A 24,389-nucleotide genomic window follows, 5' to 3' on the forward strand; every position below is an offset into this window, starting at 1 on the left:
TGATGATACAAATAGCACCATCAATTTTAGCAGCGAATTTTGCAAAGTTAGGTGAAGAAGTAAAGGTAGTAGAACAAGCAGGTGCACAACTTATTCATATTGATGTAATGGATGGTCACTTTGTACCGAATATTTCATTTGGCTCCATCGTATTAGATGCTATCCGTCCATTAACAAAATTACCATTAGATGTGCATTTAATGATAGAAAATCCAGATCAATATATTGAACAGTTCGCAAAAGCTGGAGCAGACTATATTACAGTACATGTAGAAGCATGCCGTCATCTACATCGAACAATTCAATTAATCCGTTCTTATGGTGTAAAAGCTGGTGTTGTATTAAATCCACATACACCTATAGAGTCTATACAACACGTTTTAGAAGATATCGATATGGTATTATTAATGACTGTAAATCCAGGGTTTGGTGGACAAAAGTTTATCCATTCTGTTGTGCCTAAAATAGAAGCATTATCAGCAATTATTAAAGAGAGAGGCTTAGCTATTGCCATTGAAATTGATGGTGGTATTACTGCTGAAACAATTGTTCCATGTGCACAGGCTGGAGCGACTATTTTTGTAGCAGGATCAGCCATCTATAGTAAAGAGGATCGAACAGCTGCCCTTCAAGAGATTTTATTGGCTGGCGAGGCAGCGATTAAAGAATGACGACAGTCGTTGTTTGTGCAGGTGGTCCAAAAAATGAGCTTTGTTCATTTTCGTCATTTCAGCAACAACAGGATGTTGTGTTTATCGGGGCAGATCGTGGCGCTTTATATTTAATTGAGCAGGGAATTACTCCTCATGCCATTGTTGGTGATTTTGATTCTTTAACAGATGAAGAATATCGACAAGTGATGGCACAAACCAATGATCAACAACGTTTTCAAGAAGAGAAAAATGAAACAGACACGGACTTAGCTTTGCTCAAAGCCTATACGTATGAACCGCAAGAAATTGTTTTGACAGGTGTGACAGGTGGGCGTTTAGATCATTATGAGGCAGCCGTTCGTTCCATTTATCGATTACAAAAGGAGCATCCTCAAATTGAGCTAAAGATTATCAATCACTCAAATATGTTGCAATTTTTACTACCAGGTACACATACTATTTATGCGGATGATCGATACCGATACTTGTCTTTTTTCGCTCACGAGGAGCCTATTCAAGATGTAACATTACGACAAGTAAAATATGAAACAACGAATGAGGAAATTTCTTTAGGAACATCTCGATTTACAAGTAATGAAATAATAGGAACTTCAGGGTCTATATCTTTCTCGCAAGGCATATGTTTAATGATAAGAAGCATAGATTAGCGTAAGGGGGAGAGAGTCCTGAAAGTATATACGTTCCAATTGCCGAAATTCGTGAGTAGTATCACGCGTACGTGTATTAACCTATTTAAAAAAGATAAGAAAGTAAAAAAATCCGACTAATGTTAGTCGGATTTTTTTACTTTCTTATAGAATACTAATCAAAGAAAAAAATCGATTGCGCTCAATGCGAAATCGATTTTTTAGAAGCAGCGATTAAACGCGCTCGATTTTACCTGATTTTAATGCACGAGCAGAAACCCATACACGTTTTGGTTTACCGTCAACTAAGATACGAACTTTTTGAAGGTTAGCACCCCAAGTACGTTTGTTAGCGTTCATAGCGTGGGAACGGTTGTTACCAGTACGAGCTTTACGTCCAGTGATTACACATTGTTTTGGCATGTTGTATTCCCTCCTTACTGTTGATGCTGAAAGATTATTATTTCAGTTCGGTATTTCACATACCATAATAATTTAACATACGATGGCGTTCAGTGCAACAGTTTTCACATAACCTTTCAAGAAAAAAACCTTTACAGACATAAAACAGTGATGAAAAAGTAGGGAAATTTTTACGGTAGCCATTCTACTATCCTTTTCCTCGATAACCAAGTTTCGTCGATACGCGTCTACCAGTATCAACTAAACGCTCAATTAATGTAATAATATGATCTTGAGAGACATTAAAGCTCACAAATCCAATACTGACTGCACCTATCACTTCACCAAAACCATCTAAAACAGAGACAGCAATGGAGGATGTACCTGCAGTTCGTTCTCCATGACTTATTGCATAGCCTTGTTGTCGAATTTGTTGAAGCTGCTCCTCTAATTCGGCCATTTCATCTTTAGCTACTAGTTGTTCTAAAATTTCCTTTGATTGTGCCTTTGACATGGAGGCAAGTATGGCTTTATTGGCTGCACCGATATGCATGGGTATACGAATCCCCAACTGATCATAAATACGAATCGGATTTGCTGCACTGTCTATCCGTTCTATAATAATCGTATCTAATCCAGCTGGTTTACTTAAATAGACGCTTTCTTCAACCTCTCTTGCTAATCGCTCTAATTCAGGTCTGATTTTGCTAATATAATCCATCGTATCATACACCTGTAAGCCAAGCTCCATCCATATGGTTCCAAGCCGATAATGTTTGGTCTGCTCATCTTGCTCAATCATCCCTTGTTTAATCATGGCTTTTAAAATTCTATGTAAAGTACTTAGCGGTAAATCGCATTTAGTAGAAAGCTCTGAAATGGACAAGCTACTGTCGTTTGCATCAGTAGCTAAAACCTTCGCAATCGTCATTGCCCGTTCTAATAATTGCATTTGTCCCACCTCCCTTCTTCCTATTTTATTTTTATTCTCCATCTACGTCTAGTTCCAATATCCTCGAACGAATTAGTAGTCTAAACAAAAGCTGTATTTTTATTTAAGACAAGTACAAAAGGGTTCTTTAAGTGTATTTGCATAAATACTAATATAACTTTTTCTCCGAGAGTGAATGCAATATAGATTAAAAGAAAAATAAAAGTTTTCTAAATATATTGACAGTATAGCATAAAACGAATATATTCTTCATATAAACTTTCCTCTTAACGGAAACGTTTTCCACTACACGGAAATGAGGTGAAAGGAATGCATTATTGTTCATCAATGTATGCACCTTTGAAACACGTTATAGTAAAAGATCCAAAAGATGCTTTCCGAAGTCAGAAACATCTTAGTGATGAATGGAAAACATTTAACTACTTATCTGAGCCTAATTATGAAGAAGCTCTAAGTGAATATGCTGAATTTATTGGGATTCTTGAAAAGTATGTTGAGACTATTGATTATTTGCCAATAGCAGATGAAGTAGGATTAGATTCGCTCTACGCACATGATCCAGTTAAATTCACACCAAATGGTGCCATTATACTGAAGTCTGGCAAAAAATTAAGACAACCAGAAGCGGCAGTATACAAGGACTTTTTACAGGAAAAAGGTATTCCAGTCATTGGTGAACTTACAGGAGAGGCGGTTTCAGACGGTGGAGATATTGTTTGGCTAGATGATCGAACGCTCGTAGTGGGGAGAGGTTATCGTACAAACGATGAAGCCATTCGTCAGTTAAAGGAAATGACAGCCGATATGGTAGATGAATTTATAGTTGTACAGCTACCACATGATCTAGGTGAAGCTGAGTGTTTACATTTAATGTCTTTCATAAGTATGGTAGACCGAGATTTAGCTGTTGTGCATTCGCGCCTAATGCCAGTATTTTTCAGACAACTGCTAATTGAGCGTGGCATCCAGCTAGTAGAAGTCCCGAAGGATGAATATGATGCGCTAGGCTGTAATGTGTTAGCGCTTGCACCAAGAGTATGTGTGATTCCTCAAGGCAATAAAGAAACAAAGCAACAGCTACTTGATGCTGGAGCAACTGTGTATGAATATAAAGGCGATGAAATTACTGTTAAAGGAACTGGTGGGCCAACATGTTTAACTTGCCCAGTAGTAAGAGGATAAAGGAGAAGATGAATATGTTCAAAAATGTAATTGTCAAAAATCCAGGAAATAGTTTTGTAAACGGTTTAACAACTAGTGATTTAGGGAAGCCCATTTTAGAAAAATTGTTTGAACAGCACGAAAACTATGTAGAGGCTTTAAAAAAATGTGGTGTTGAGGTCACTCAATTACCAGCGAATGAAGCATTTCCAGATTCAACATTTGTAGAGGATACAGCCGTATTAACACCTGAGTTTGCTATTATATCGAATCCTGGAGCAGTAGCTCGTAACCGTGAAATTGAAGAAATTGAACCAGCTGTAAAGCAATTCTATGAAAAAATTTACTATATTAAAGGTTCTGGAACACTTGATGGTGGAGATGTATTACAGGCAGAGAAAAAGTTTTACGTAGGGATTTCAGATCGCACAAATGAAGAAGGAGCGCAGCAATTTAAAGAAATTGTTGAGCAAGAGGGCTATGAGGCAACTATTATCCCATTAAAAGAGTTCTTCCATCTAAAAACAGGAATTGCCTATGTTGGGGAAAATCGCATGGTGCTAGCTGGTGAGTTTGTCGACCACCCTGCATTTGAATCTTACGATAAAATCATAATTCCTAAAGAAGATGAATATTCAGCTAACTGTATTCAAGTAAATGATTATATTATTATTCCAGCTGGCTATCCAGAAACAAATCGTAAACTACTGGATCTAGGCTATCAAACAATTGAACTTGATATGTCTGAATTCAGAAAACATGATGGTGGCTTAAGCTGTTTATCATTACGTTTTTAAGTAATTCTAACAATACCCAATCAATTTAAAAGAGAAAATTGATTGGGTACTTTCATTCTATAAATATCAGAAAATTTAATATTTTACATTATATAGGAAGTAGGGATGGATGTTGAATAAAGGGGATCAGCTTCACACTAATCAATTAAAACGTTCGATGAAAAGCCGTCACTTGTTAATGCTTTCACTTGGAGGTGTTATTGGAACAGGTTTATTTTTAAATGTAGGCTATACCATTAATCAGGCAGGCCCAGGAGGCGCGCTTATTGGCTACTTGTTTGGTGGCTTAATTTTGTTTATGGTCATGAACTGTCTTGGAGAATTGGCTGTTTACATGCCTGTTACAGGCTCCTTCCAAACATACGCAACACGTTTTATTAGTCCTTCAGCTGGTTTTTCATTAGGTTGGATGTATTTTGTCGGTTCTGCTGCCACAGCTGGTGTTGAATTTACGGCTGCAGGCATTTTAATGCAGCATTGGTTTCCAAGTGTACCAATTTGGATATGGTGTGCTGTGTTCATGGTTCTTTTATTTGTCTTAAATGCTTTAACAACGAAGGGCTTTGCTGAAGCGGAATTCTGGTTTGCTAGTATAAAAGTTGTTGCAGTGATTGCATTTATCATTATTGGTGGTGCGGCAATCTTTGGTTTAATTCCATTAGCAGATCGTCCAACTCCACATCTCACAAATTTAGCACCTTCTGGCTTATTCCCAGCAGGTATTACGATTATTTTTGTCACAATGATGAATGTTATTTTTTCTTATCAGGGATCAGAGCTGGTTGGAATTGCAGCAGGGGAGACCGAGAACCCTGAAAAAAATATTCCAAGAGCGATTCGTACAATTCTTTTCAGAATCATCGTTTTCTATATTGCTTCCATTATTGTATTGTCAGCAATATTCCCAGCATCAGAGCTTGGTCTTATGGAGAGTCCATTTGTCACGTTAATGAATTTAGCTGGTGTGCCTTATGCAGCTGGCATCATGAACTTTGTTATTTTGACGGCTATTTTATCAGTCGGTAATTCATGCTTATACGCATCAACACGTTTATTATTTTCTATGTCACAAGAGGGGATGGCGCCCAAGTTATTTGGTCGATTAACGAAAAATAAAGTACCATTAAATGCGCTTATTTTTACAATGGTATTCTCGCTCTTATCATTGTTAACAAGTGTAATGGAAGCTGATGCTGTATTTGTATTACTAATGTCGGTAGCTGGAATATCTGTCACAATTTCATGGATGGGAATTTGTGCTTCTCAATTAATGTTCCGCTATCGCTATGTCAAGTCTGGAGGAAATGTGGCTGATCTAAAATTTAAGACACCATTATTTCCACTGATTCCAGTATTTTGTATAATCTTCTGTGTATTTATTTTAGCATTTTTAGCGTTTGATCCAACACAAAGGATTGGTTTACTGTACGGGATTGGCTTCTTTATTGCCTGTATGATCTTTTATCAATTGAAATTAAAAAAAGTGGCAACTGCTGCTACAGATAGCAAAAATGAAGAAACACTAGAAGTTCGTTAATAGAATCTCTAACGAATGGGAGTTAAAGGAGAATTTTTATGAATACTTTTATGTGGGATACACCCGAAAAACTACGTGCCCTCTTATGTGAACTTGTGAGCTGGGAAAGCAGAACATTAACGAAGGGTGAAAATGAATTTGCCTTTCGCTTAAAAGATAAATTGTTAACGCTTCCATATTTTGATAAACACCCGGAATTGATTGAATTACACGATGCAGGACTTGGCAGAAACGCGGTTACAGCCTTCTATAAGCATCCAACGGCAACGGAAACGGTTGTATTAATTAGCCACTTTGATACCGTACATACGGAGGAATATGGTGAACTAGAGCCGTTAGCCTTTTATCCGGAAGAACTAACGAAAAAGCTACTGGAGCCTAAATACCTAAAAGACTTACCAGAGGCAGCTCGCATTGATTTGGAGTCAGGGAATTATTTATTTGGTCGCGGCACAATGGATATGAAAATGGGTCTTGCCTTACACATGCAGTTAATTGAAAAGGCTAGCTTTGAGCAATGGCCGATTAATTTGATTTTAACGACGGTTCCTGATGAGGAAGTCAACTCTGCTGGTATGAGAGCCGCTGTTGTGGAACTGGTGAGACTGCGTGAACAGCATGGTCTATCCTATCAATTATTTTTAAATAGTGAGCCTTCGTTTTCACAAGGGCCATCGGATACGAATGAATATATTTATTCAGGTACAATTGGTAAAATCATGCCTGCTGCCTTGTTCTATGGAAAAGAGACACATGTTGGTGAACCATTAAAAGGGATGACGGCTACCTTTATCGCCTCCTATATGACACAGCATATGGAGTGGAACCCGCTTTTCCGTGAAACAGATTTAGGTGAAAGCACGCCACTACCCGTCTCTCTACAATTAAAAGATTTAAAAATGGAGTATTCTACACAAACACCATATCGTGCGGCGGCACTTTACAATGTCTTCTTGTTAAAACGGACAGCGGCTGAAGTGATGGCTATTTTTGAGGAAGTTGCGTTACAGGCAATGGCTGCTTGCAATGCGCACTATCAGGACATTTGTACACGAGAAAATGTGCAGGGGGTGGGCAAAGTAAGGGTCTTACGCTACGAGGCATTATTGGAGCACGCCATCGATAAATTAGGGGCTGAAGAAGTACAAGCGATTAAGCAGCAGATTCTGCAACATAGTGCATGGGATGATCGTGAAAAGTCCATTCGCATTGTGGATCAGCTCATGATTCGCTGCCAGGAACTAGCACCCGCAACAGTCCTGTTATATGCACCACCCTACTACCCTGCGATTAATTCATCCAATCATCCACTAGTGAAACAGTCGATTGAATTAATGAAGCAAACAGCTCAAACATTTGATATTGAGGTGGAGCAGATCCACTACTTTAACGGCATTTGTGATTTAAGCTATGTGAACTATTCAGATGCATCCAATGAGTGGCTAGCATTTGAGCGGAACACACCAGTATGGGGCGACACGTATCATATTCCATTTAAAGAAATGGAGGCATTACAAGGTCCTGTATTAAATGTCGGTCCATTTGGTAAGGATGCCCATCAAAAAACAGAACGATTGCATGTGGATAGTGCTTTTAAAGAAATGCCTGTTATGATCGATACGCTTATTAAAAGTCTATTTTAGCCAAATAAATGTTTTGATATTTAATTGAATACAATGTAAAAAGTTGATGCTATAAAGGTATCAACTTTTTTATTTACCAGAAAAATTTAGATTGACTTGTATTTTTCATTATCATGACGATACATATAGGACATTATAATTATTTGAAAGTGGACATGAGGAGCGAGCATGATGGAAAATCAAGAAAAAATAGCTTTTTCTATTCGTGAAGAAATGGTTCAGTCGAATTTAAAAGGGATGAGAATGGTTGCTTGGACACTCATGTATGTATCAGCCATTATTTCGATTATTCATTATGGAGAGGTTTTCTTTATTAAGGCAGAAAGAGCTATGGTCCCCTTCTATATTGCTATTCATATCGCCATGTTTTATATAGATGTAGCAGTGTTATTGTTTATCCGAGAAAAGCGAATTCATATTACGCCTTTAACTATACAGAAGTATGAACGATTGGTTGTTGTTTATATTTACACAATAATGCTATTGATTACTGCTATATCGGTATTGGATGTTTACTTTTTCCGCCATGCAGCATTGTATGAGGTGATTTTGATCATCATTTGTACAGTATTCGCATTACCTTTACGTAAAATTGTCTGGATTATTTTGCTTTCTGCATCAGCGATTATTGCGAGTGTGTATATGAGTGCTGGAATATCGAGTGAGAATATAAAAATCATATTACCGATGTCACTATTAATACCTATTGGTGTAATGATTCAATATCAGACCTATAAGGTTCGTAAACAAATCCATACCCAGCATATTTTATTGAATGAGGAAATGACCAAAACGAAACGACTATCAGAATTGTTGGCTACTAAAAATAATGAATTAGCAGAGCAAGCATTAAAAGATTCTTTAACGAATCTACCTAATCGACGTGCATTTAATCAAAAATTGAATAAAATAGGACATCAACTTCATCAAACACAATCTTTCTCAGTCATAATGATTGATATTGATTGCTTTAAAAAATTTAATGATTATTATGGACATTTACAGGGAGATGATGCAATTGTCAAAGTCGCATCCCTGTTGGATGAAATTGCAGGGAAGTATAATGCATTCGTTGCCCGTTGGGGAGGCGAGGAATTTGTGATGATAAGTCAGCATACTCACAAGTTTGCTGAACCTGTTTGTGAAGAAATTTTAGAAGAAGTTCGAGAACTTAATATTCCGCATATACAATCTACTATTGCTCAACATGTTACGGTCAGTATTGGAATGTGCCATGCTAAAATCACAAAATATGAGCAATTACAATCATGTTGTGAATTAGCTGACCAAGCGCTGTATTTAGCTAAGCAAAACGGACGAAACAACTATTATCGTAAAATGGCAATTTTTGATGAAGAAGCAAATGCGTCTATTTGAAGTCAGAAAACGTTGCTACGAAGCCTTTCAATACCCCCTTAGGTTGCTTAAATTATAACGAAAGTGTTACAATATAGTTTAGTCAAAAAGAGCCAAGGGGGCATTTCTATGTCAATTGAATTAAACAATGAATTCGGCCAAATTGATATTTCAACAGATGTACTTGCACAAATTGCTGGTGGAGCTGCTGTAGAATGCTACGGTATTGTTGGCATGGCATCTAAACATCAAATTCGTGATGGTCTAACTGATATTTTACGTAAAGAAAACTTCGCAAAAGGTGTTGTAATTCGACAACAGGACGACGATTTACATATAGATATGTACATTATTGTTAGTTACGGGACAAAAATTTCGGAAGTTGCTTATCAAGTACAATCGAAAGTGAAATATACAGTAGATAAAACATTAGGTATGAGCGTAAAATCTGTCAATATCTTTGTACAGGGCGTTCGTGTAGCGAATTAAGAGGAGGAACTAAATCGAATGCAGTCTTTAGACGGTATAAAGTTTGCTGAAATGGTACAAATGGGTGCGCATCACCTTTACCAAAATGCAAATTATGTAGATTCATTAAATGTTTTCCCCGTTCCAGATGGTGATACAGGTACAAATATGAACTTATCGATGACATCTGGTGCTAAGGAAACAGAGCATGCTGCTTCAGAGCATATTGGTAAAACAGCACAGGCATTATCAAAAGGCTTGTTAATGGGTGCGCGTGGGAATTCAGGCGTTATTCTATCTCAATTATTCCGTGGTTTTGGGAAGTTTATTGAAAAAGAGTCAACAATTGATGCAAAGGGCTTTGCAGGAGCCTTCCAAGCAGGTGTTGATACGGCATATAAAGCTGTTATGAAGCCAGTAGAAGGAACGATATTAACAGTGGCACGTGAAGCTGCAAAAAAAGGTGTAGAAGTAGCAGAAACTGAAAACGATATCATTGCCGTAATGGAAGCTTTTACAGCAGAGGCAAAGGCATCGTTGGATCGCACACCTGACCTGCTGCCTGTTTTAAAAGAGGTCGGTGTGGTAGATAGTGGTGGTCAGGGCTTACTATTTGTGTATGAAGGGTTTTTAGCTTCCTTGAAGGGTGAGGCTCTCCCTGAGAAAAATGATGCGACGCTCGATGATTTAATCAATGCAGAACATCATAGAGCGCAAGATTTCATGAACACTGCCGATATTGAATTTGGCTACTGCACAGAAATAATGGTACGCTTAGAGGAAGGAAAAGAACCTTTTGATGAGGAACAATTCCGTAATGAATTAAATCCTTTGGGGGATTCTTTACTTGTGATTTCGGATGAGGAAATTGCGAAAGTTCATATCCATTCCGAGCAACCAGGTTCTGTTCTATCGATTGGACAAAAATACGGTAGTCTTATAAAAATTAAAGTGGATAATATGCGTGAGCAGCATTCAGCAATCGTTGGTGAAGAACATAAAGCGCCAACGCCTGCCAAAAAAGTAGAAAAACATCCATATGCTATTGTCACGATTGCTATGGGTGAGGGTGTGGCAGAATTATTGCGCTCTATCGGTGCTTCCTATGTCATTGAAGGCGGGCAAACAATGAATCCTTCAACTGAAGATATCGTGAAAGCTGTACAAGAAATTGGGGCAGAGAAAGTATTAATCTTACCGAATAATAAAAATATAGTAATGGCAGCGGAGCAAGCAGTTGAACTATTAGAAATCGATGCAGCAGTTGTCCCTACTAAGACGATTCCTCAAGGAATGGCAGCAATTTTAGCGTTTAATCCAGAGGCGGCTGTTGATGCAAATAAAAAGACCATGTCAGAAGCATTCGCGAACGTGAAGACAGGTCAAGTTACCTATGCAGTGCGTGATACATCTATTGATGGTGTTGAAATCCGTAAAGATGATTATATGGCATTGGCAGAAGGAAAAATTGTTCTTTCTACACCAGCACTAAAGGATGCAGCTGAAAAAGTAATCATGGATTTAGTCGATGAAGATGCTGAGATTGTTACTGTGATCTATGGTGAAGATACAACTGAACAAGCTGCTTCAGAGTTGGTAGCCTTCATTGAAGAGAACTATCCAGATGTAGAAGTTGAATTATTTGATGGAAAACAAGGGTTATATCCATATATTATTTCAGTAGAATAATTACATGCTACTTTGCAATTCCGTAAAGAAAGCAGTGCACAAAACGTGTACTGCTTTTGTTTATGCTACAAAGAGAATGATGGGTTAAATTTATTAAAAACGTACTAAATATGAAGAATTCAATGTACGTACCCACAGGATATAAAATTTGGAAATATTGGAATGTCAACGCTTTAGTAGTTGTGTATATATGGTGCGGACAAAAAATAAGCATATATATTTACTATAAATTATAGTAGTGGTAATTTTCTGAAAGTTGATAAATTAAATGCTTTACTTTTATAGTAACTATCAAGCATGATATAAATAAAAATAAATATTATTATACGAATAGAATAGAGGGGTGTTTGTATGAAGTTTACTTCAGTATTTGATATTATTGGACCAGTCATGATTGGGCCTTCCTCCTCTCATACGGCAGGTGCAGCTCGTATCGGGCGTGTTGCAAGGGATTTATTTGGTAGACAACCTAAATGGGCAAAAATTCATTTATATGGATCATTTGCAGAAACGTATAGAGGGCATGGTACAGATGTTGCGATTGTGGGGGGCTTATTAAATTACGATACATTTGATGATCGTATTAAAACAGCATTTGAAGATGCCAAAAAAGCAGGATTAGAATATGAATTTATTCCTGAAACAGCTAATACGGAGCATCCAAATACGGCTCGACTTGTCATTGGGGACGATGAAGGGGAAATGTCAGTAGTCGGTATTTCGATTGGTGGCGGAAAAATTGAAGTCAGTGAAGTCAATGGCTTTAAGTTGCGTTTAACTGGTGGCATGCCAGCTATTCTTGTTGTACATGACGATCGTGCTGGCTGTATTGCCAATGTAGCCAATTGCTTAGCGATGCATGAAGTCAACATTGGGCATATGGAGGTGTCACGTATCGAACGTGGTTTAACTGCTCTAATGGTGATTGAAATTGACCAAAACATTGAGGATAAGGTGCTGCAGCAAATATCCTTAATTCCACATATTACAAAGGTTTCTAAAATTAATAACTAAGGGGGTGTCCCGTAATGGACGTTTTATTTCATAATGTTCGTGAGCTTGTTGAACGAGCAGAGCAAGAAGGAAAATTAATATCAGAAATTATGATCGAACAGGAAATATTGATAACTGGCAGAACTCGCGAAGAAATCATCCAGCAAATGGATCGAAATCTAACAGTGATGGAAGAAGCAATTGAACGCGGATTACAAGGTGTGCAATCAGTAACAGGTTTAACTGGTGGGGATGCCGTATTGCTTCAAAATTATATTAAACAAGGAAAGTCACTAGCAGGTGATTTATTATTAGATGCAGTAAGTAAAGCGGTTGCAACAAATGAAGTAAATGCTGCAATGGGCACAATATGTGCAACGCCAACAGCAGGTTCGGCAGGTGTTGTACCAGGAACGCTTTTTGCTGTAAAAAACAAACTAAATCCAACTCGTGAGCAAATGATTCGTTATTTATTTACGTCAGGAGCATTTGGATTTGTGGTAGCAAATAATGCTTCCATTTCTGGGGCTGCTGGCGGTTGTCAGGCAGAGGTTGGTTCAGCCGCAGGTATGGCTGCTGCTGCTATTGTTGAAATGGCTGGAGGTACACCACAGCAATGTTCAGAAGCCTTTGCCATTACACTAAAAAATATGCTAGGACTTGTCTGTGACCCAGTAGCAGGTTTAGTTGAAGTACCATGTGTCAAACGTAATGCTATGGGTGCATCTAACTCCCTTGTAGCGGCGGATATGGCGCTTGCAGGTGTAACGAGTCGTATTCCATGTGATGAAGTAATTGGCGCAATGTATCGCATTGGACAATCTATGAGTCCAAATCTTAAAGAGACCGCACGAGGTGGTCTAGCGGCAACACCAACAGGAAAGGCTATTAGTAAAGCTATTCTTGAAAACGGTGGCTTACAAAGCATTAAAGCACTTCAATAAAAATGAAGAAACATGCTATCTGAATAGGTAGCATGTTTTTATGTTGGTTGATAACTTAATGGAAAGAAAAACCCTCTAACGTACATCGTCGTTTTATGTATAATTAAATTTTAATAAGTGAAATCTTAATTGATAGCAGGGGCGTGAATAGAGATGGATTTGCGTAATTTGAAAACGTTTCATGTTGTTTCAACTTACCTCAACTTTACAAAAGCGGCTCAAATTTTAAATTATAGCCAGCCTACAATTAGCCAACAGATTAAAGCGTTAGAGGAAGAGTTAGGACATATCTTAATTAATCGAATGGGCAAAAAAATGTTTCTTTCTCAAGTAGGAAAAATAGTAAAGGAACATACTGATCGATTATTTGGGATTATGGAAGAAATGGAACAGGATTTGAAGAATTTCGAAAAACCCTTTGGCCATTTGACAATCGCTGCGCCAGAATTTTATTGTGGCTATTATTTATCACATATTATTGGCTCGTATTTAAAACTGTACCCTCATGTAAACTTAAAACTTCTTTGTGCCAATAGTAAAGAAACAGCTAAACTTGTGAGTTCAAATCAAGCAGATATAGGTTTTGTAGCTGGCTATCCTAGTTACGCTGGTGTAGAGGGGATATTATTGGAGGAAGAGGATTTAGTGTTGGTTGGAAATCCGCTTATTGTAAAAGACCGTGCTGTGCAGGAAATATTCGATCATTATCCCTTTATAACCTATGGTATGGATGACTCTATTGTCAGTTGCCTTCAAGAAATTCAGTGTAAGCCCCAAACAATAGTGGAATTTGGAAGCGAGGAAGCAATTAAACGAGCGGTAATGGAGCAAGTAGGTCTAGCCTTGCTGAGTGATATTATTATTCAAAAAGAGGTAAGCAAAGGAAGTCTTCAAGTTCTTTACCGATTTCCTAAAAAGTTACCTACTTATTTAATCTTTCCTCAAAATGCTAAAACATTTAGTAATGTAAGTACTTTTATTGATTTAGTCAAAGATACATGGAAAACAATTTAAAAGGTTTGTATATGAAAAGAATGTTGCTTCCTGGTGAAATCGCAGGAATGAACGTTCTTTTTTATTTGTAATTTTTTTGATGTATTCCGATGAATTATATGTAAATTTATCAATAGTAACTATTCGAAATAGTAATTTTTTATTTATTTTTTTATCAATTACAATGAATAAGACGGAAATTTCAAAAAAAGGGGATGGCTTTTTATGATGGAGAGATACGATATGCATTGATAGTGCTAATAAAAATTTGTTTTGATCACTGATTCAACTAAGGAGGATGGCGGATGAGTAAATTTATAGCTAATAAAGAAATAGAGCAACAAAAAGGAATTAATGTTTATGTGTTAATCTTTTGCCTTATTGTCGTATCATCCATTTTAACGTATTTTATTCCAGCTGGTTCATTTCAACGGGAAGAAGTTAATGGACGTCAAGTGATTCAACCTGGGACATTTAGTTTTACAGAAATGAACCCTATTGGATTTTTAGATATTTTTAGCAGTGTTCATTCTGGCATGATGCAAGGGGCAAGTATTATTTTCTTTGTATTGATTGTGGGAGGTACCTTTGGGATACTATCAGCCACAGGGGCGTTGGAATCCTTTATCGCTATGCTATCCGTAAAAATGGCTAAACGTGAAATGTTAATAATACCAGTATTGATGTTGTTTTTCGCCTGTGCTGGGTCATTAATGGGGATGTCTGATGAAACGATTGTGTATGTAGGGATTCTTGCACCGCTTGCTGTTGCCCTAGGTTTTGATGCAATTACGGGTTTTGCTATTGTTATTCTAGGTGCATCTGTCGGATTTTCGGCAGCTGTTATGAATCCGTTTACAGTAGGAATAGCGCAAGAGATTGCGGGCTTGCCATTATTTTCAGGAATTGCTTTTCGAATTGTAATTTTTATTGTCTTATACACAGTAGCAACAATATATGTATATCGCTATGCAAGAAAAGTGAAGAATAATCCCGAAATAGGGTTTTATGGGAATTTCCGCAATGAGGATGGTGGTTTCGTACAGGGGAATTCGAAAATGGAAATAAGACATAAGCTTGTTATGGCTACATTTCTATTGAATTTTATCGTGTTGATGTACGGGGTTGTAAAACTAGGTTGGTACATTACTGAAATAGCTGGTTTATTTTTATTGTTTGGTATTTTGATGGGGCTTATTGGCAAACTATCACCTTCGCATATTGCTAATTCATTTATGAAGGGTGCTGGGGATTTAATTGGTGGTGCGCTGATCATTGGATTAGCCCAGTCTATTTTAGTGATTTTCAATAACTCAGGATTAATTGATACAATCCTCTTTTACACGTCTGCATTGCTTGATTCAGTTCCACCTGTACTAAATGCAGTAGGGATGTTTATCTTCCAGTTATTTTTAAACTTTTTAGTACCATCAGGAAGTGGACAGGCTGCCTTAACAATGCCGATTATGGCACCTTTATCAGATATGATTGGCGTTACAAGACAGACAGCTGTACTTGCCTATCAATTTGGAGATGGTATGTCGAATATTATTTTCCCTACAGTAGGTTTTTTAATGGCGGGATTATCAATTGCGGGTATTCCTTGGGGTAAATGGATAAAATGGATTTTTCCGTTTATGCTTATTCAAGTAACAGTTGCTGTAATATCGCTCATTATTGCGCAAATCATACAATATGGACCTTTCTAAAGGAGTTTTAACAATGGAAATAATGAATATAAAAAAATTAGCAGAAAAGGCAATAGAGGATCGTCGTCATCTGCACCAATACCCAGAGCTTTCTGGTCAAGAATACGAAACAAGTGAGTTTATTCGCCAAAGACTAGAGGCGTTAGATATAGAAATTCTAGATTACGAACCTCCAGGTGTAGTGGCATTTATAAAAGGGACAAAGGGAACAAAGACCATTGCATTACGTGCCGATATAGATGCATTACCTATAGAAGAAGAGGGAGACAAGCCATACATTTCTCACAAGCAAGGTATTGCTCATATGTGTGGCCATGATGGTCATACTGCGATTTTATTAGCAGTTGCAACATGGATAAGCTTAAATAGGGAGAAAATCGAACCGAATATCAAGCTTATATTTCAATCGGCAGAGGAAATCACCCCAAGTGGAGCTGGTTTATTAATTCAAAAAGGTGTGTTGGAAGATGTAGATGCTATTTTTGGCATTCACCTATGGCAAGGTTTAGAGAAAGGTAAGATTGGTTTAACACATGGACCAATGATGGCTTCTATTGATGATTTTGAAATTATAATTCAAGGGTATGGTGGGCATGGATCGATGCCACATGAAACAATTGATCCTATTTATATAGCGAGCCATTTAATGCAAGCTTTTCAAAGTATCATAAGTAGAAATGTCAATCCTATCGATGCCGGTGTCATTACAGTAGGTAATATACAAGCGGGGACTACCTATAATATTATTCCTGATACGGCAAAATTAATTGGAACGATCAGAGCGTTGACACCGAACACTATAAAAATCATTAAAACGAAAATGGTAAGTTTAACAGAGGGAATTTGTCGAGCATTTGGAGCAGAGGGAAAAATCGATTTTATTTTAGGAACACCTCCGCTCATCAATGATCCGACACAATCACGAATTATTGAATCGATTGTACGGGAACAATTTGGAGATACTGCATTTAAGGTAGTTGAACCAGTCATGGGTGGAGAAGATTTTTCTTATTATTTACAACATAAGCCTGGAGCATTTGTTTTTGTAGGTATGGGTGGTGAAAAAAGCCAATATCCACATCATCATCCACGATTTGATGTAGATGAAGATGTTTTCCCTGACGCAATTCAACTATTTATAAACATTATCTTGCAACATAAATAATCAGACTAATTATACGGAAAGGAGCTATACATCGTGATAAAAAAGATTGAAGTGTTTGCAGCACGTTTACAATTAAAGGAACCATTCATTATTTCGTATGTTCATTTAGATGATATGCCAACTATTCTTACCAGAATAGAGACGGATGAGGGGGTAGTTGGCTGGGGCGAAGCTGTGCCTGATCAAAATGTGACTGGTGAAACTTGGGAGAGTACGTATCACGTTATTAAACATGAATTAGCCCCATTATTGATTAATGAAGATCCATTTGCAGTAGAGCGTATTCATAAAAAGTTTAATGAAAAAATTGATGGAGTCCCTTCAGCAAAAGCAGCATTGGACATTGCACTCTATGATTTGATGGGGAAAATGACTGGTCAACCTGTTTATCAATTAATTGGCGGAAAAGCACATGAGGAATTACAGGTGCCAAGAGTGATTAGTATTAAAAGTCCAGAAGAAATGGCTAAAGATGCAAGTGAATTTGTAAAATCGGGTTTCCGTAATATTAAAATTAAGGTTGGTACAAATGCTGAAATAGATATTGCTCGTATTCGTGCGGTAAGAGAAGCAATAGGGGATGAGGTGCAACTGCGGGTAGATGCCAATCAAGGTTGGAATAGAATGGAGACATTAAAAGTAATAAGAGAAACTACAGCTTGTCATGTAGACTGGTACGAGCAACCTGTAAAAGCACATGATTTAAGAGCGTTAAAAGAAATCAGAGCCCTTTCTCCTTGTAGTATTATGGTAGATGAGGGTGTTCATAATATTTATGATTTAGTCGATGTCATAGAAATGCGTGCTGCGGATATGCTAAATATAAAATTAATGAAATCAGGTGGAATCTATCCAGCTCTAGCTCTAGCAAGTCTGGCAGAGGCTGCAGAGATGCCTTGTCAAGTAGGCTCTATGGTGGAATCAGCAATCGGAACAATGGCTGGGGCACACCTAGCGATTAGTAAGTCGATTATCCATACAAACGAGATGGTTGGGCCATTAATGTTTGTAAAAGATGTGGCAAATGTTACATACTATAAAGACATCCTACAGTTAAGCCATAAAGCTGGATTAGGAATAGAAGTTGATGAGCAATATGTGAAAGAAATTACATGCTTCTCCTGTGAAATTAAATAATCAAAAATTTAACCCTATCAATCATTGGTAGGGTTTTTGCTTATGTGTAGGGTTAGGGAAATAATTTATGGTACATTAGATAGAGAGAGGGTATAACACTACATAAACAATCAATGAAGGGAGTTGTGGGAGAAGATGACTGAATTATATGGACCCGTCAATGAATTAAAAGGCGTCGGGAAAGAAACAGCAGCACATCTTGAATCACTAGGAATCAATACAATAGCTGATTTATTATGGACGTTCCCACATCGACATGAAGATTTTCGTTTAAAAGATTTAGCGCAAACACCACATAACGAACGTGTGACGGTTGAATGTAAGGTGGAGCGTGAGCCTACAGTTTTGTTTTTAGGTCGCAATAAATCAAGACTTCAAGTAACCGTTTTAGCAGGACGTCATTTAGTGAAAGTCGTATTTTTTAATCAGGGCTATTTAAAGCAAAAGCTTGTACCTGGAGCCATTATTACGGTGACTGGAAAATGGGATCGTGGTAGACAAGTAATCAACGGCACTTCTGTCACATTTGGTCCTAAAACGGATCAAGTAGACTTTGAGCCTGTCTATAGTCTGAAAGGTTTGATCCCACAAAAAAGATTTCGAAAATATATGCGACAAGTGTTAGATGACTGTGGTGCAGTGTTGCCAGATACCATTCCACATTATTTACTAGAGTCGTATAAGCTCGTTTCAATAAGAGAGGGCTTGGAGGGTATTCATTTTCCACTGGATGCCGGACATGCTAAACAGGCAAGAAGACGCTTTGCCTATGAGGAGCTATTGAACTTCCAATTGCGTATTCAAGCTTTACGGAAAATAAGGAAGGATAGTGAACACGGTACAGTCATTCAGTTTGATGTGCATAAGTTACGAGACTTTATTGCTTCTTTGCCCTATGAATTGACGAATGCCCAAAAACGCGTGGTGAATGAAATTTGTAAAGATTTGAAGGAACCGCATCGAATGAATCGCTTGCTACAGGGGGATGTAGGTTCAGGGAAAACAGTCGTAGCGGCAATAGGGCTATATGCGGCCGTAACAGCAGGTTTTCAAGGAGCCTTAATGGCACCAACTGAAATATTAGCAGAACAGCACTTGGAGAACTTGAAAGAATGGTTCCAGCCCTTTGGCATTCGTGTTGCACTGTTATCTGGGTCCACTAAAACAAAGGAGCGACGTGTGATATTAGCTGATTTGGCAAATGGGGATCTTGATATTGTCATTGGCACACATGCACTCATCCAGCCAGATGTTGTTTTTCATAAATTAGGCTTTGTCATCACGGATGAACAGCACCGCTTTGGTGTGGAGCAACGTCGTGTTTTGCGAGATAAAGGGGAGAATCCAGATGTGCTCTTTATGACAGCTACCCCGATACCAAGAACACTGGCTATTACGGCATTTGGGGAAATGGATGTATCGATGATTGATGAAATGCCAGCAGGGCGCAAGCAGATTGAAACGCATTGGATGAAGAAAGAACAAATCGGCTCTGTTTTGTCCAAGCTAGAATTAGAGTTAGCGGCTGGAAGACAAGCCTATGCGATTTGCCCGCTTATTGAGGAATCCGATAAGCTTGATGTTCAAAATGCAGTGGAAATTTATGAGCAGCTAGCGACTTATTTTAAAGATCGTTATCAGGTCGGTTTAATGCATGGGCGTTTATCAGCCGATGAAAAAGATGCTGTTATGCGGGCTTTTAGTGAAGGAACCATTCAGGTTTTAGTTTCTACAACCGTTGTGGAGGTAGGTGTGAATGTGCCGAATGCTACCTTTATGATTGTCTATGATGCTGAACGTTTTGGCTTAGCGCAGTTGCATCAGCTTCGAGGGCGTGTTGGGCGTGGAGAGCATCAATCCTACTGTATTTTACTTGCTGATCCTAAGTCTGATGAGGGGAAAGAGCGTATGCAATCGATGACGGAAACGAATGATGGTTTCCGTTTAGCTGAAAAAGATTTGGAATTAAGGGGACCAGGGGACTTTTTTGGTAGAAAGCAAAGTGGTTTACCTGATTTTCAAGTAGCTGATTTAGTACATGATTATCGTATACTGGAGACCGCTAGAAAAGATGCCACAGAGATGCTTGAAACAAAGGCGTTTTGGCAGGATGACGACTATCAATACTTGCGTAAAATGCTAGAGGATTCTGGTGTTTTACAAGGGGAACGCTTCGATTAGTGTTGGAAGCTTATTAGCATAGAAAGAATGTAAGTACTTGATTTCAAAACAAGTCTTGCATTCTTTTTTTATACTCTATATACTGATATTAGTACCAAGTGCTAATAACAACTCAAAAGGTGGCGAATGAAGTTGAGACGAACGAAAAAAGAGCGACAGCGACTACTATCTGAAACGATAGCTGAAAATCCATTCGTCACAGATGAACAGCTAGCAACACAGTTTCAGGTAAGTGTCCAAACAATTCGTTTAGACCGTATGGAGTTATCCATACCAGAATTACGAGAGCGAATTAAAGACGTTGCTTCAAAAAACTATGAAAATGAAGTAAAATCTCTACCGATTGATGAGGTCATCGGGGAAATTGTAGATATTGAATTAGATCATCGAGCACTCTCGATTTTTGATGTACAAGAAGAGCATGTTTTTCAGCGCAATGGCATTGCACGTGGCCATCATTTGTTTGCGCAAGCAAATTCATTAGCGGTTGCAGTAATTGATGACGAACTAGCATTAACCGTACATTCCAATATAACGTTTGTGAAACCTGTACGAGCTGGAAATCGTGTTATTACAAAAGCGATTGTTATCGGACGAGATGAACAAAAACATCGTACAAAAGTCGAGGTAACATCTACCGTTAATGGTGAAACCGTTTTTGTTGGTGAGTTTGATATGTACCGCACGAAAGGTAAAGGTGAGTAACAATGAAATTAGCGCTTGATGGAATGGGTGGAGACAATGCACCAAAATCAGTTGTTGAAGGTGCACTTTTAGCATTAGAGCAAATTCCAAACTTAGAAATTCAATTATATGGTCAGCAAGATAAGCTGGAACCATTTTTAAAACAACATGATCGATTAAAGGTTATACATTGTGAGGAAGTAGTAGAAGGAACTGATGATCCTGCCCGCGCTGTTCGTAGAAAAAAAGATTCTTCAATGGCACGTATGATGGATGCAGTAGAAGAAGGTAGAGCAGATGCTTGCCTTTCTGCTGGGAACACAGGTGCCCTTATGGCAGGAGGCTTATTTAAAGTAGGTCGCATTGAGGGAATAGCTCGACCAGCATTAGCTACAACGCTACCAACATTAGATGGTAAAGGCTTTTTAATGCTTGATTTAGGAGCAAACGCAGATGCTCGACCAGAGCATTTAGTGCAATATGCGATTATGGGTGATATTTATGCTAAAAAGGTTGGAGGATTACAAAAACCACGAATTGGCTTATTAAATATCGGCACTGAGGATAAAAAAGGAAATGAACTAACGAAAGCAGCCTTCGAATTATTGAAGGAAGCGGATTTGAATTTTATTGGTAATGTTGAAGCGCGTGATTTACTTGAAGGAGTAGCTGATGTTGTTGTAACGGATGGCTTTACAGGCAATATGGTGTTGAAGTCTATTGAAGGGACGGCCGGCGCTTTATTTTCCATGTTGAAAGAGGCCTTTATGTCTTCAACGAAAACAAAAATTTCGGCAGCACTCATGAAAAATAATTTACGTGACTTGAAAAATAAAATGGACTATACAGAGTATGGTGGCGCAGGATTGTTTGGCTTACAAGCACCTGTTATTAAGGCACATGGATCATCTAACGCGAAAGCGATTTTCAGTGCCATTCGACAAGCCAATACGATGGTAGAGCATACCGTTATTTCGACGATTACTGAGACAGTACGTCACATAGAAATTGATTAAGCAAAGGGGATTATTCAAATGACGAAAATAGCATTTATTTTTCCAGGACAGGGTTCGCAAGTAGTTGGAATGGGTCAAGAGTTTGTTGAAAATGCTACAGAAAGTAAAGCGTTTTATGATCGTGCAGATCAAGCTCTTCAATTTGAATTATCTAAATTAATGTTAGAAGGTCCAGCAGAAGAGTTAACATTGACATATCATGCACAGCCAGCGCTTCTTACTACTGGTGTAATGGTGGCCGAAAAGTTGCGCGCAGCAGGTATTCAACCACACTACGCAGCGGGTCATTCACTTGGAGAATATAGTGCATTGGTTTTAGCAGGCGTTATGTCATTTGATGATGCCGTGTCGATCGTGCATAAACGAGGTCTTTATATGAATGAAGCTGTACCAGCAGGACAAGGTGCGATGGCGGCAATTCTAGGAATGGAACTAGAGGCATTGAACGAGGTAACAAAGCAGGTGTCAGCTGCAGGCGACTCTGTTCAGGTGGCCAATGTGAATTGTCCAGGACAAATTGTTATTTCAGGCACTAAAGAAGGAGTAGATAAAGCAAGTATCGCCGCTAAAGAAGCTGGTGCAAAACGAGCAATCCCTTTAGTTGTAAGTGGTCCTTTCCACTCTGATTTAATGCAACCATCCTCAGAGAAACTGCAAGCAGCATTGGCAGAGATTTCTTTATCCGCACCTGAAATACCTGTGATTGGTAATGTAATGGCGAAGGAATTACAAGATGTAGCTGCGATTCAACAGGAGCTAGTTGAACAGGTCTATAGTGCTGTGCAATGGGAAGCATCTATGCGTGAAATGATTGCACAGGGTGTTGATGTCTTTATCGAATGTGGACCTGGCAAAGTATTAAGCGGTCTCTTGAAAAAAATTGATCGCTCTGTTGCAGCTTATTGTGTTTATGATGAAGCTTCATTACAAGCAGTTTTAGAAGCATCGAAGGAGTGGTCAATCAATGCGTAAATTAGAAGGAAAAGTAGCTGTTGTAACAGGAGCTTCAAGAGGAATTGGACGTGCTATTGCTTTAAAGCTTGCTGATGAAGGTGCGAAGGTTGTTGTGAACTATAGTGGCTCACAGGCAAAAGCGGAAGAAGTAGTGGCGATGATTCAAGAAAACGGTGGCGAAGCAATTGCTGTGCAAGCTAGCGTTTCAAAGACAGAAGAAGTTACAGCTTTAATGGATGCTGCTGTTAAAACATTTGGTTCTCTTGATATTTTAGTTAATAATGCTGGTATTACAAGAGATAACTTGATCATGCGTATGAAAGAGGACGAATGGGACGATGTATTAGACACGAACCTTAAAGGTGTTTTCCTTTGTACTAAAGCGGTAACACGTCAAATGATGAAGCAACGTGCAGGTCGTATTATTAATATATCTTCTATCGTTGGTGTAGCGGGTAATGCTGGTCAAGCCAACTATGTTGCGGCTAAAGCAGGTGTTATTGGACTAACGAAAACGACGGCAAAGGAATTAGCTTCTCGTCATATTTTAGTCAATGCCATTGCACCAGGTTTTATTGAAACAGAAATGACAGAACAATTGCCAGAGGATATCAAACAAGGTATGCTTACACAGATTCCTCTTGCGAAACTTGGTCAGCCAGAGGATATTGCAAAAGCAGTAGCTTTCCTTGCATCGGATGACGCTAATTATATGACAGGGCAAACGCTTCATATTGATGGCGGCATGGTCATGTAATTTCAATTAGGCATATACGCTGATTTTTTGTATAATCATTTGAGGGGAGGTGAATCATTTGTCTACAGTATTAGAACGCGTAACAAAAGTAATCGTGGACCGTTTAGGTGTGGAAGAAAGCGAAGTAACGCTTGAAGCTTCTTTCCGTGATGATTTAGGTGCTGACTCATTAGACGTAGTTGAGCTTGTAATGGAGCTTGAAGACGAATTCGATATGGAAATTTCTGATGAAGATGCTGAAAAAATCTCAACAGTAGGTACTGCAATCTCATACATCGAAAGTAAATTAAACTAATTTCGTTAAAACTTTATTTAGTGAAAATAGATCACCTCTATAGGTGTAATGGTCATCGTAATCATACAATGGTTTTTATGGTAGCTTGAATAAAGTAGAAATTACTTTTTCTGCTTTTACTTGAAAGAAGAAGCAGATTCAATGAATGAAGATGTATTTAAAGGGGACGAAATGGATCGGTTTTCGATCTATTAACGTCCCTTTTTTCATGTTGAAAATTAATTACGCTTTGACTTCAAAATTCTCTCTCAAGGGA

Annotated in this window: 24 protein-coding genes; 22 read left to right on the forward strand and 2 right to left on the reverse strand. The window is 38.2% G+C overall.

The genetic code is table 11. From position 1 onward, the window contains the following. The first annotated feature begins 2 nt into the window (after positions 1-2). The 3 genes from rpe to spoVM are packed head-to-tail and all read left to right on the forward strand — an operon-like array spanning position 3 to position 1,441. A complete protein-coding gene (gene rpe, locus JTI58_RS14105; RefSeq protein WP_205447291.1) occupies positions 3-671 on the forward strand; it encodes a ribulose-phosphate 3-epimerase in 669 nt (222 codons plus the stop codon). Then, positions 668-1,321, forward strand: a complete 654-nt coding sequence (locus tag JTI58_RS14110; RefSeq protein ID WP_205441903.1) for a thiamine diphosphokinase — start codon at positions 668-670, stop codon at positions 1,319-1,321. The genes rpe and JTI58_RS14110 overlap by 4 nt, the downstream gene beginning before the upstream one ends. Positions 1,322-1,339: 18 nt before the next feature. Beyond that, positions 1,340-1,441 (forward strand): stage V sporulation protein SpoVM, encoded by a 102-nt coding sequence (gene spoVM / locus JTI58_RS14115; protein ID WP_099805045.1) that lies wholly within the window; start codon positions 1,340-1,342, stop codon positions 1,439-1,441. Positions 1,442-1,534: 93 nt separating this feature from the next. On the opposite strand, the gene rpmB is transcribed toward spoVM, so the two are convergent. Both rpmB and JTI58_RS14125 read right to left on the reverse strand, forming a co-directional pair. Continuing rightward, a complete protein-coding gene (rpmB, locus tag JTI58_RS14120; protein WP_004227417.1) occupies positions 1,535-1,723 on the reverse strand; it encodes a 50S ribosomal protein L28 in 189 nt (62 codons plus the stop codon). A gap of 187 nt (positions 1,724-1,910) precedes the next feature. Then, entirely contained in the window at positions 1,911-2,654 is a 744-nt protein-coding gene (locus JTI58_RS14125; RefSeq protein WP_205441904.1) for an IclR family transcriptional regulator, read from the reverse strand. 309 nt (positions 2,655-2,963) lie between these two features. On the opposite strand from JTI58_RS14125, the gene JTI58_RS14130 reads away from it, so the two are divergent. The 19 genes from JTI58_RS14130 (at position 2,964) to acpP (ending at position 24,133) form a co-directional block, all read left to right on the forward strand. Then, positions 2,964-3,836: a dimethylarginine dimethylaminohydrolase family protein gene (locus JTI58_RS14130; RefSeq protein WP_205441905.1), complete on the forward strand. Its 873-nt coding sequence runs from the start codon at positions 2,964-2,966 to the stop codon at positions 3,834-3,836. Positions 3,837-3,850: 14 nt separating this feature from the next. Next, complete coding sequence (locus tag JTI58_RS14135; protein ID WP_205441906.1) at positions 3,851-4,612, forward strand: dimethylarginine dimethylaminohydrolase family protein; 762 nt, start codon at positions 3,851-3,853, stop codon at positions 4,610-4,612. A 109-nt stretch (positions 4,613-4,721) separates the two neighbouring features. Then, complete coding sequence (locus tag JTI58_RS14140) at positions 4,722-6,149, forward strand: amino acid permease (protein WP_205441907.1); 1,428 nt, start codon at positions 4,722-4,724, stop codon at positions 6,147-6,149. 38 nt (positions 6,150-6,187) lie between these two features. Beyond that, positions 6,188-7,792, forward strand: coding sequence for a M20/M25/M40 family metallo-hydrolase (locus JTI58_RS14145; protein ID WP_205441908.1), 1,605 nt, complete (start codon positions 6,188-6,190; stop codon positions 7,790-7,792). 168 nt (positions 7,793-7,960) lie between these two features. Beyond that, entirely contained in the window at positions 7,961-9,169 is a 1,209-nt protein-coding gene (locus JTI58_RS14150) for a GGDEF domain-containing protein (RefSeq protein WP_243456040.1), read from the forward strand. Positions 9,170-9,277: 108 nt separating this feature from the next. After that, the gene (locus JTI58_RS14155; RefSeq protein WP_004269431.1) at positions 9,278-9,637 is read left to right on the forward strand and encodes an Asp23/Gls24 family envelope stress response protein; all 360 of its coding nucleotides are present in this window, start codon (positions 9,278-9,280) and stop codon (positions 9,635-9,637) included. A gap of 18 nt (positions 9,638-9,655) precedes the next feature. Then, entirely contained in the window at positions 9,656-11,305 is a 1,650-nt protein-coding gene (locus JTI58_RS14160; protein WP_205441909.1) for a DAK2 domain-containing protein, read from the forward strand. A gap of 351 nt (positions 11,306-11,656) precedes the next feature. Continuing rightward, a complete protein-coding gene (gene sdaAB / locus JTI58_RS14165) occupies positions 11,657-12,319 on the forward strand; it encodes an L-serine ammonia-lyase, iron-sulfur-dependent subunit beta (protein WP_205441910.1) in 663 nt (220 codons plus the stop codon). Between the two features lie 14 nt (positions 12,320-12,333). Continuing rightward, positions 12,334-13,242 carry an L-serine ammonia-lyase, iron-sulfur-dependent, subunit alpha gene (gene sdaAA / locus JTI58_RS14170; protein ID WP_205441911.1) on the forward strand — a complete coding sequence of 303 codons (909 nt, stop codon included), beginning with the start codon at positions 12,334-12,336 and terminating at the stop codon, positions 13,240-13,242. Between the two features lie 153 nt (positions 13,243-13,395). Next, the gene (locus tag JTI58_RS14175) at positions 13,396-14,256 is read left to right on the forward strand and encodes a LysR family transcriptional regulator (protein WP_205441912.1); all 861 of its coding nucleotides are present in this window, start codon (positions 13,396-13,398) and stop codon (positions 14,254-14,256) included. A gap of 284 nt (positions 14,257-14,540) precedes the next feature. Then, positions 14,541-15,944 carry a YfcC family protein gene (locus tag JTI58_RS14180; RefSeq protein WP_205441913.1) on the forward strand — a complete coding sequence of 468 codons (1,404 nt, stop codon included), beginning with the start codon at positions 14,541-14,543 and terminating at the stop codon, positions 15,942-15,944. 13 nt (positions 15,945-15,957) lie between these two features. Beyond that, complete coding sequence (locus JTI58_RS14185; protein ID WP_205441914.1) at positions 15,958-17,109, forward strand: M20 metallopeptidase family protein; 1,152 nt, start codon at positions 15,958-15,960, stop codon at positions 17,107-17,109. Between the two features lie 33 nt (positions 17,110-17,142). Continuing rightward, entirely contained in the window at positions 17,143-18,246 is a 1,104-nt protein-coding gene (locus tag JTI58_RS14190; RefSeq protein WP_205441915.1) for a mandelate racemase/muconate lactonizing enzyme family protein, read from the forward strand. A 135-nt stretch (positions 18,247-18,381) separates the two neighbouring features. Continuing rightward, positions 18,382-20,427: an ATP-dependent DNA helicase RecG gene (gene recG / locus JTI58_RS14195; RefSeq protein ID WP_205441916.1), complete on the forward strand. Its 2,046-nt coding sequence runs from the start codon at positions 18,382-18,384 to the stop codon at positions 20,425-20,427. A 132-nt stretch (positions 20,428-20,559) separates the two neighbouring features. Next, a complete protein-coding gene (gene fapR, locus JTI58_RS14200; RefSeq protein ID WP_205441917.1) occupies positions 20,560-21,132 on the forward strand; it encodes a transcription factor FapR in 573 nt (190 codons plus the stop codon). A 2-nt stretch (positions 21,133-21,134) separates the two neighbouring features. After that, the gene (gene plsX / locus JTI58_RS14205) at positions 21,135-22,127 is read left to right on the forward strand and encodes a phosphate acyltransferase PlsX (protein WP_205441918.1); all 993 of its coding nucleotides are present in this window, start codon (positions 21,135-21,137) and stop codon (positions 22,125-22,127) included. An 18-nt stretch (positions 22,128-22,145) separates the two neighbouring features. Beyond that, positions 22,146-23,099, forward strand: coding sequence for an ACP S-malonyltransferase (gene fabD, locus JTI58_RS14210; protein ID WP_205441919.1), 954 nt, complete (start codon positions 22,146-22,148; stop codon positions 23,097-23,099). Next, positions 23,092-23,838 (forward strand): 3-oxoacyl-[acyl-carrier-protein] reductase, encoded by a 747-nt coding sequence (gene fabG / locus JTI58_RS14215; RefSeq protein ID WP_205441920.1) that lies wholly within the window; start codon positions 23,092-23,094, stop codon positions 23,836-23,838. Before fabD ends, fabG begins: the two co-directional genes overlap by 8 nt. Before the next feature lie 58 nt (positions 23,839-23,896). Further along, positions 23,897-24,133 (forward strand): acyl carrier protein, encoded by a 237-nt coding sequence (gene acpP, locus JTI58_RS14220; protein WP_009371143.1) that lies wholly within the window; start codon positions 23,897-23,899, stop codon positions 24,131-24,133. Positions 24,134-24,389: the final 256 nt, after the last annotated feature.

This window comes from Lysinibacillus fusiformis (assembly GCF_016925635.1).
In the GTDB taxonomy this organism is placed as follows: Bacteria; Bacillota; Bacilli; order Bacillales_A; family Planococcaceae; genus Lysinibacillus; species Lysinibacillus fusiformis_F.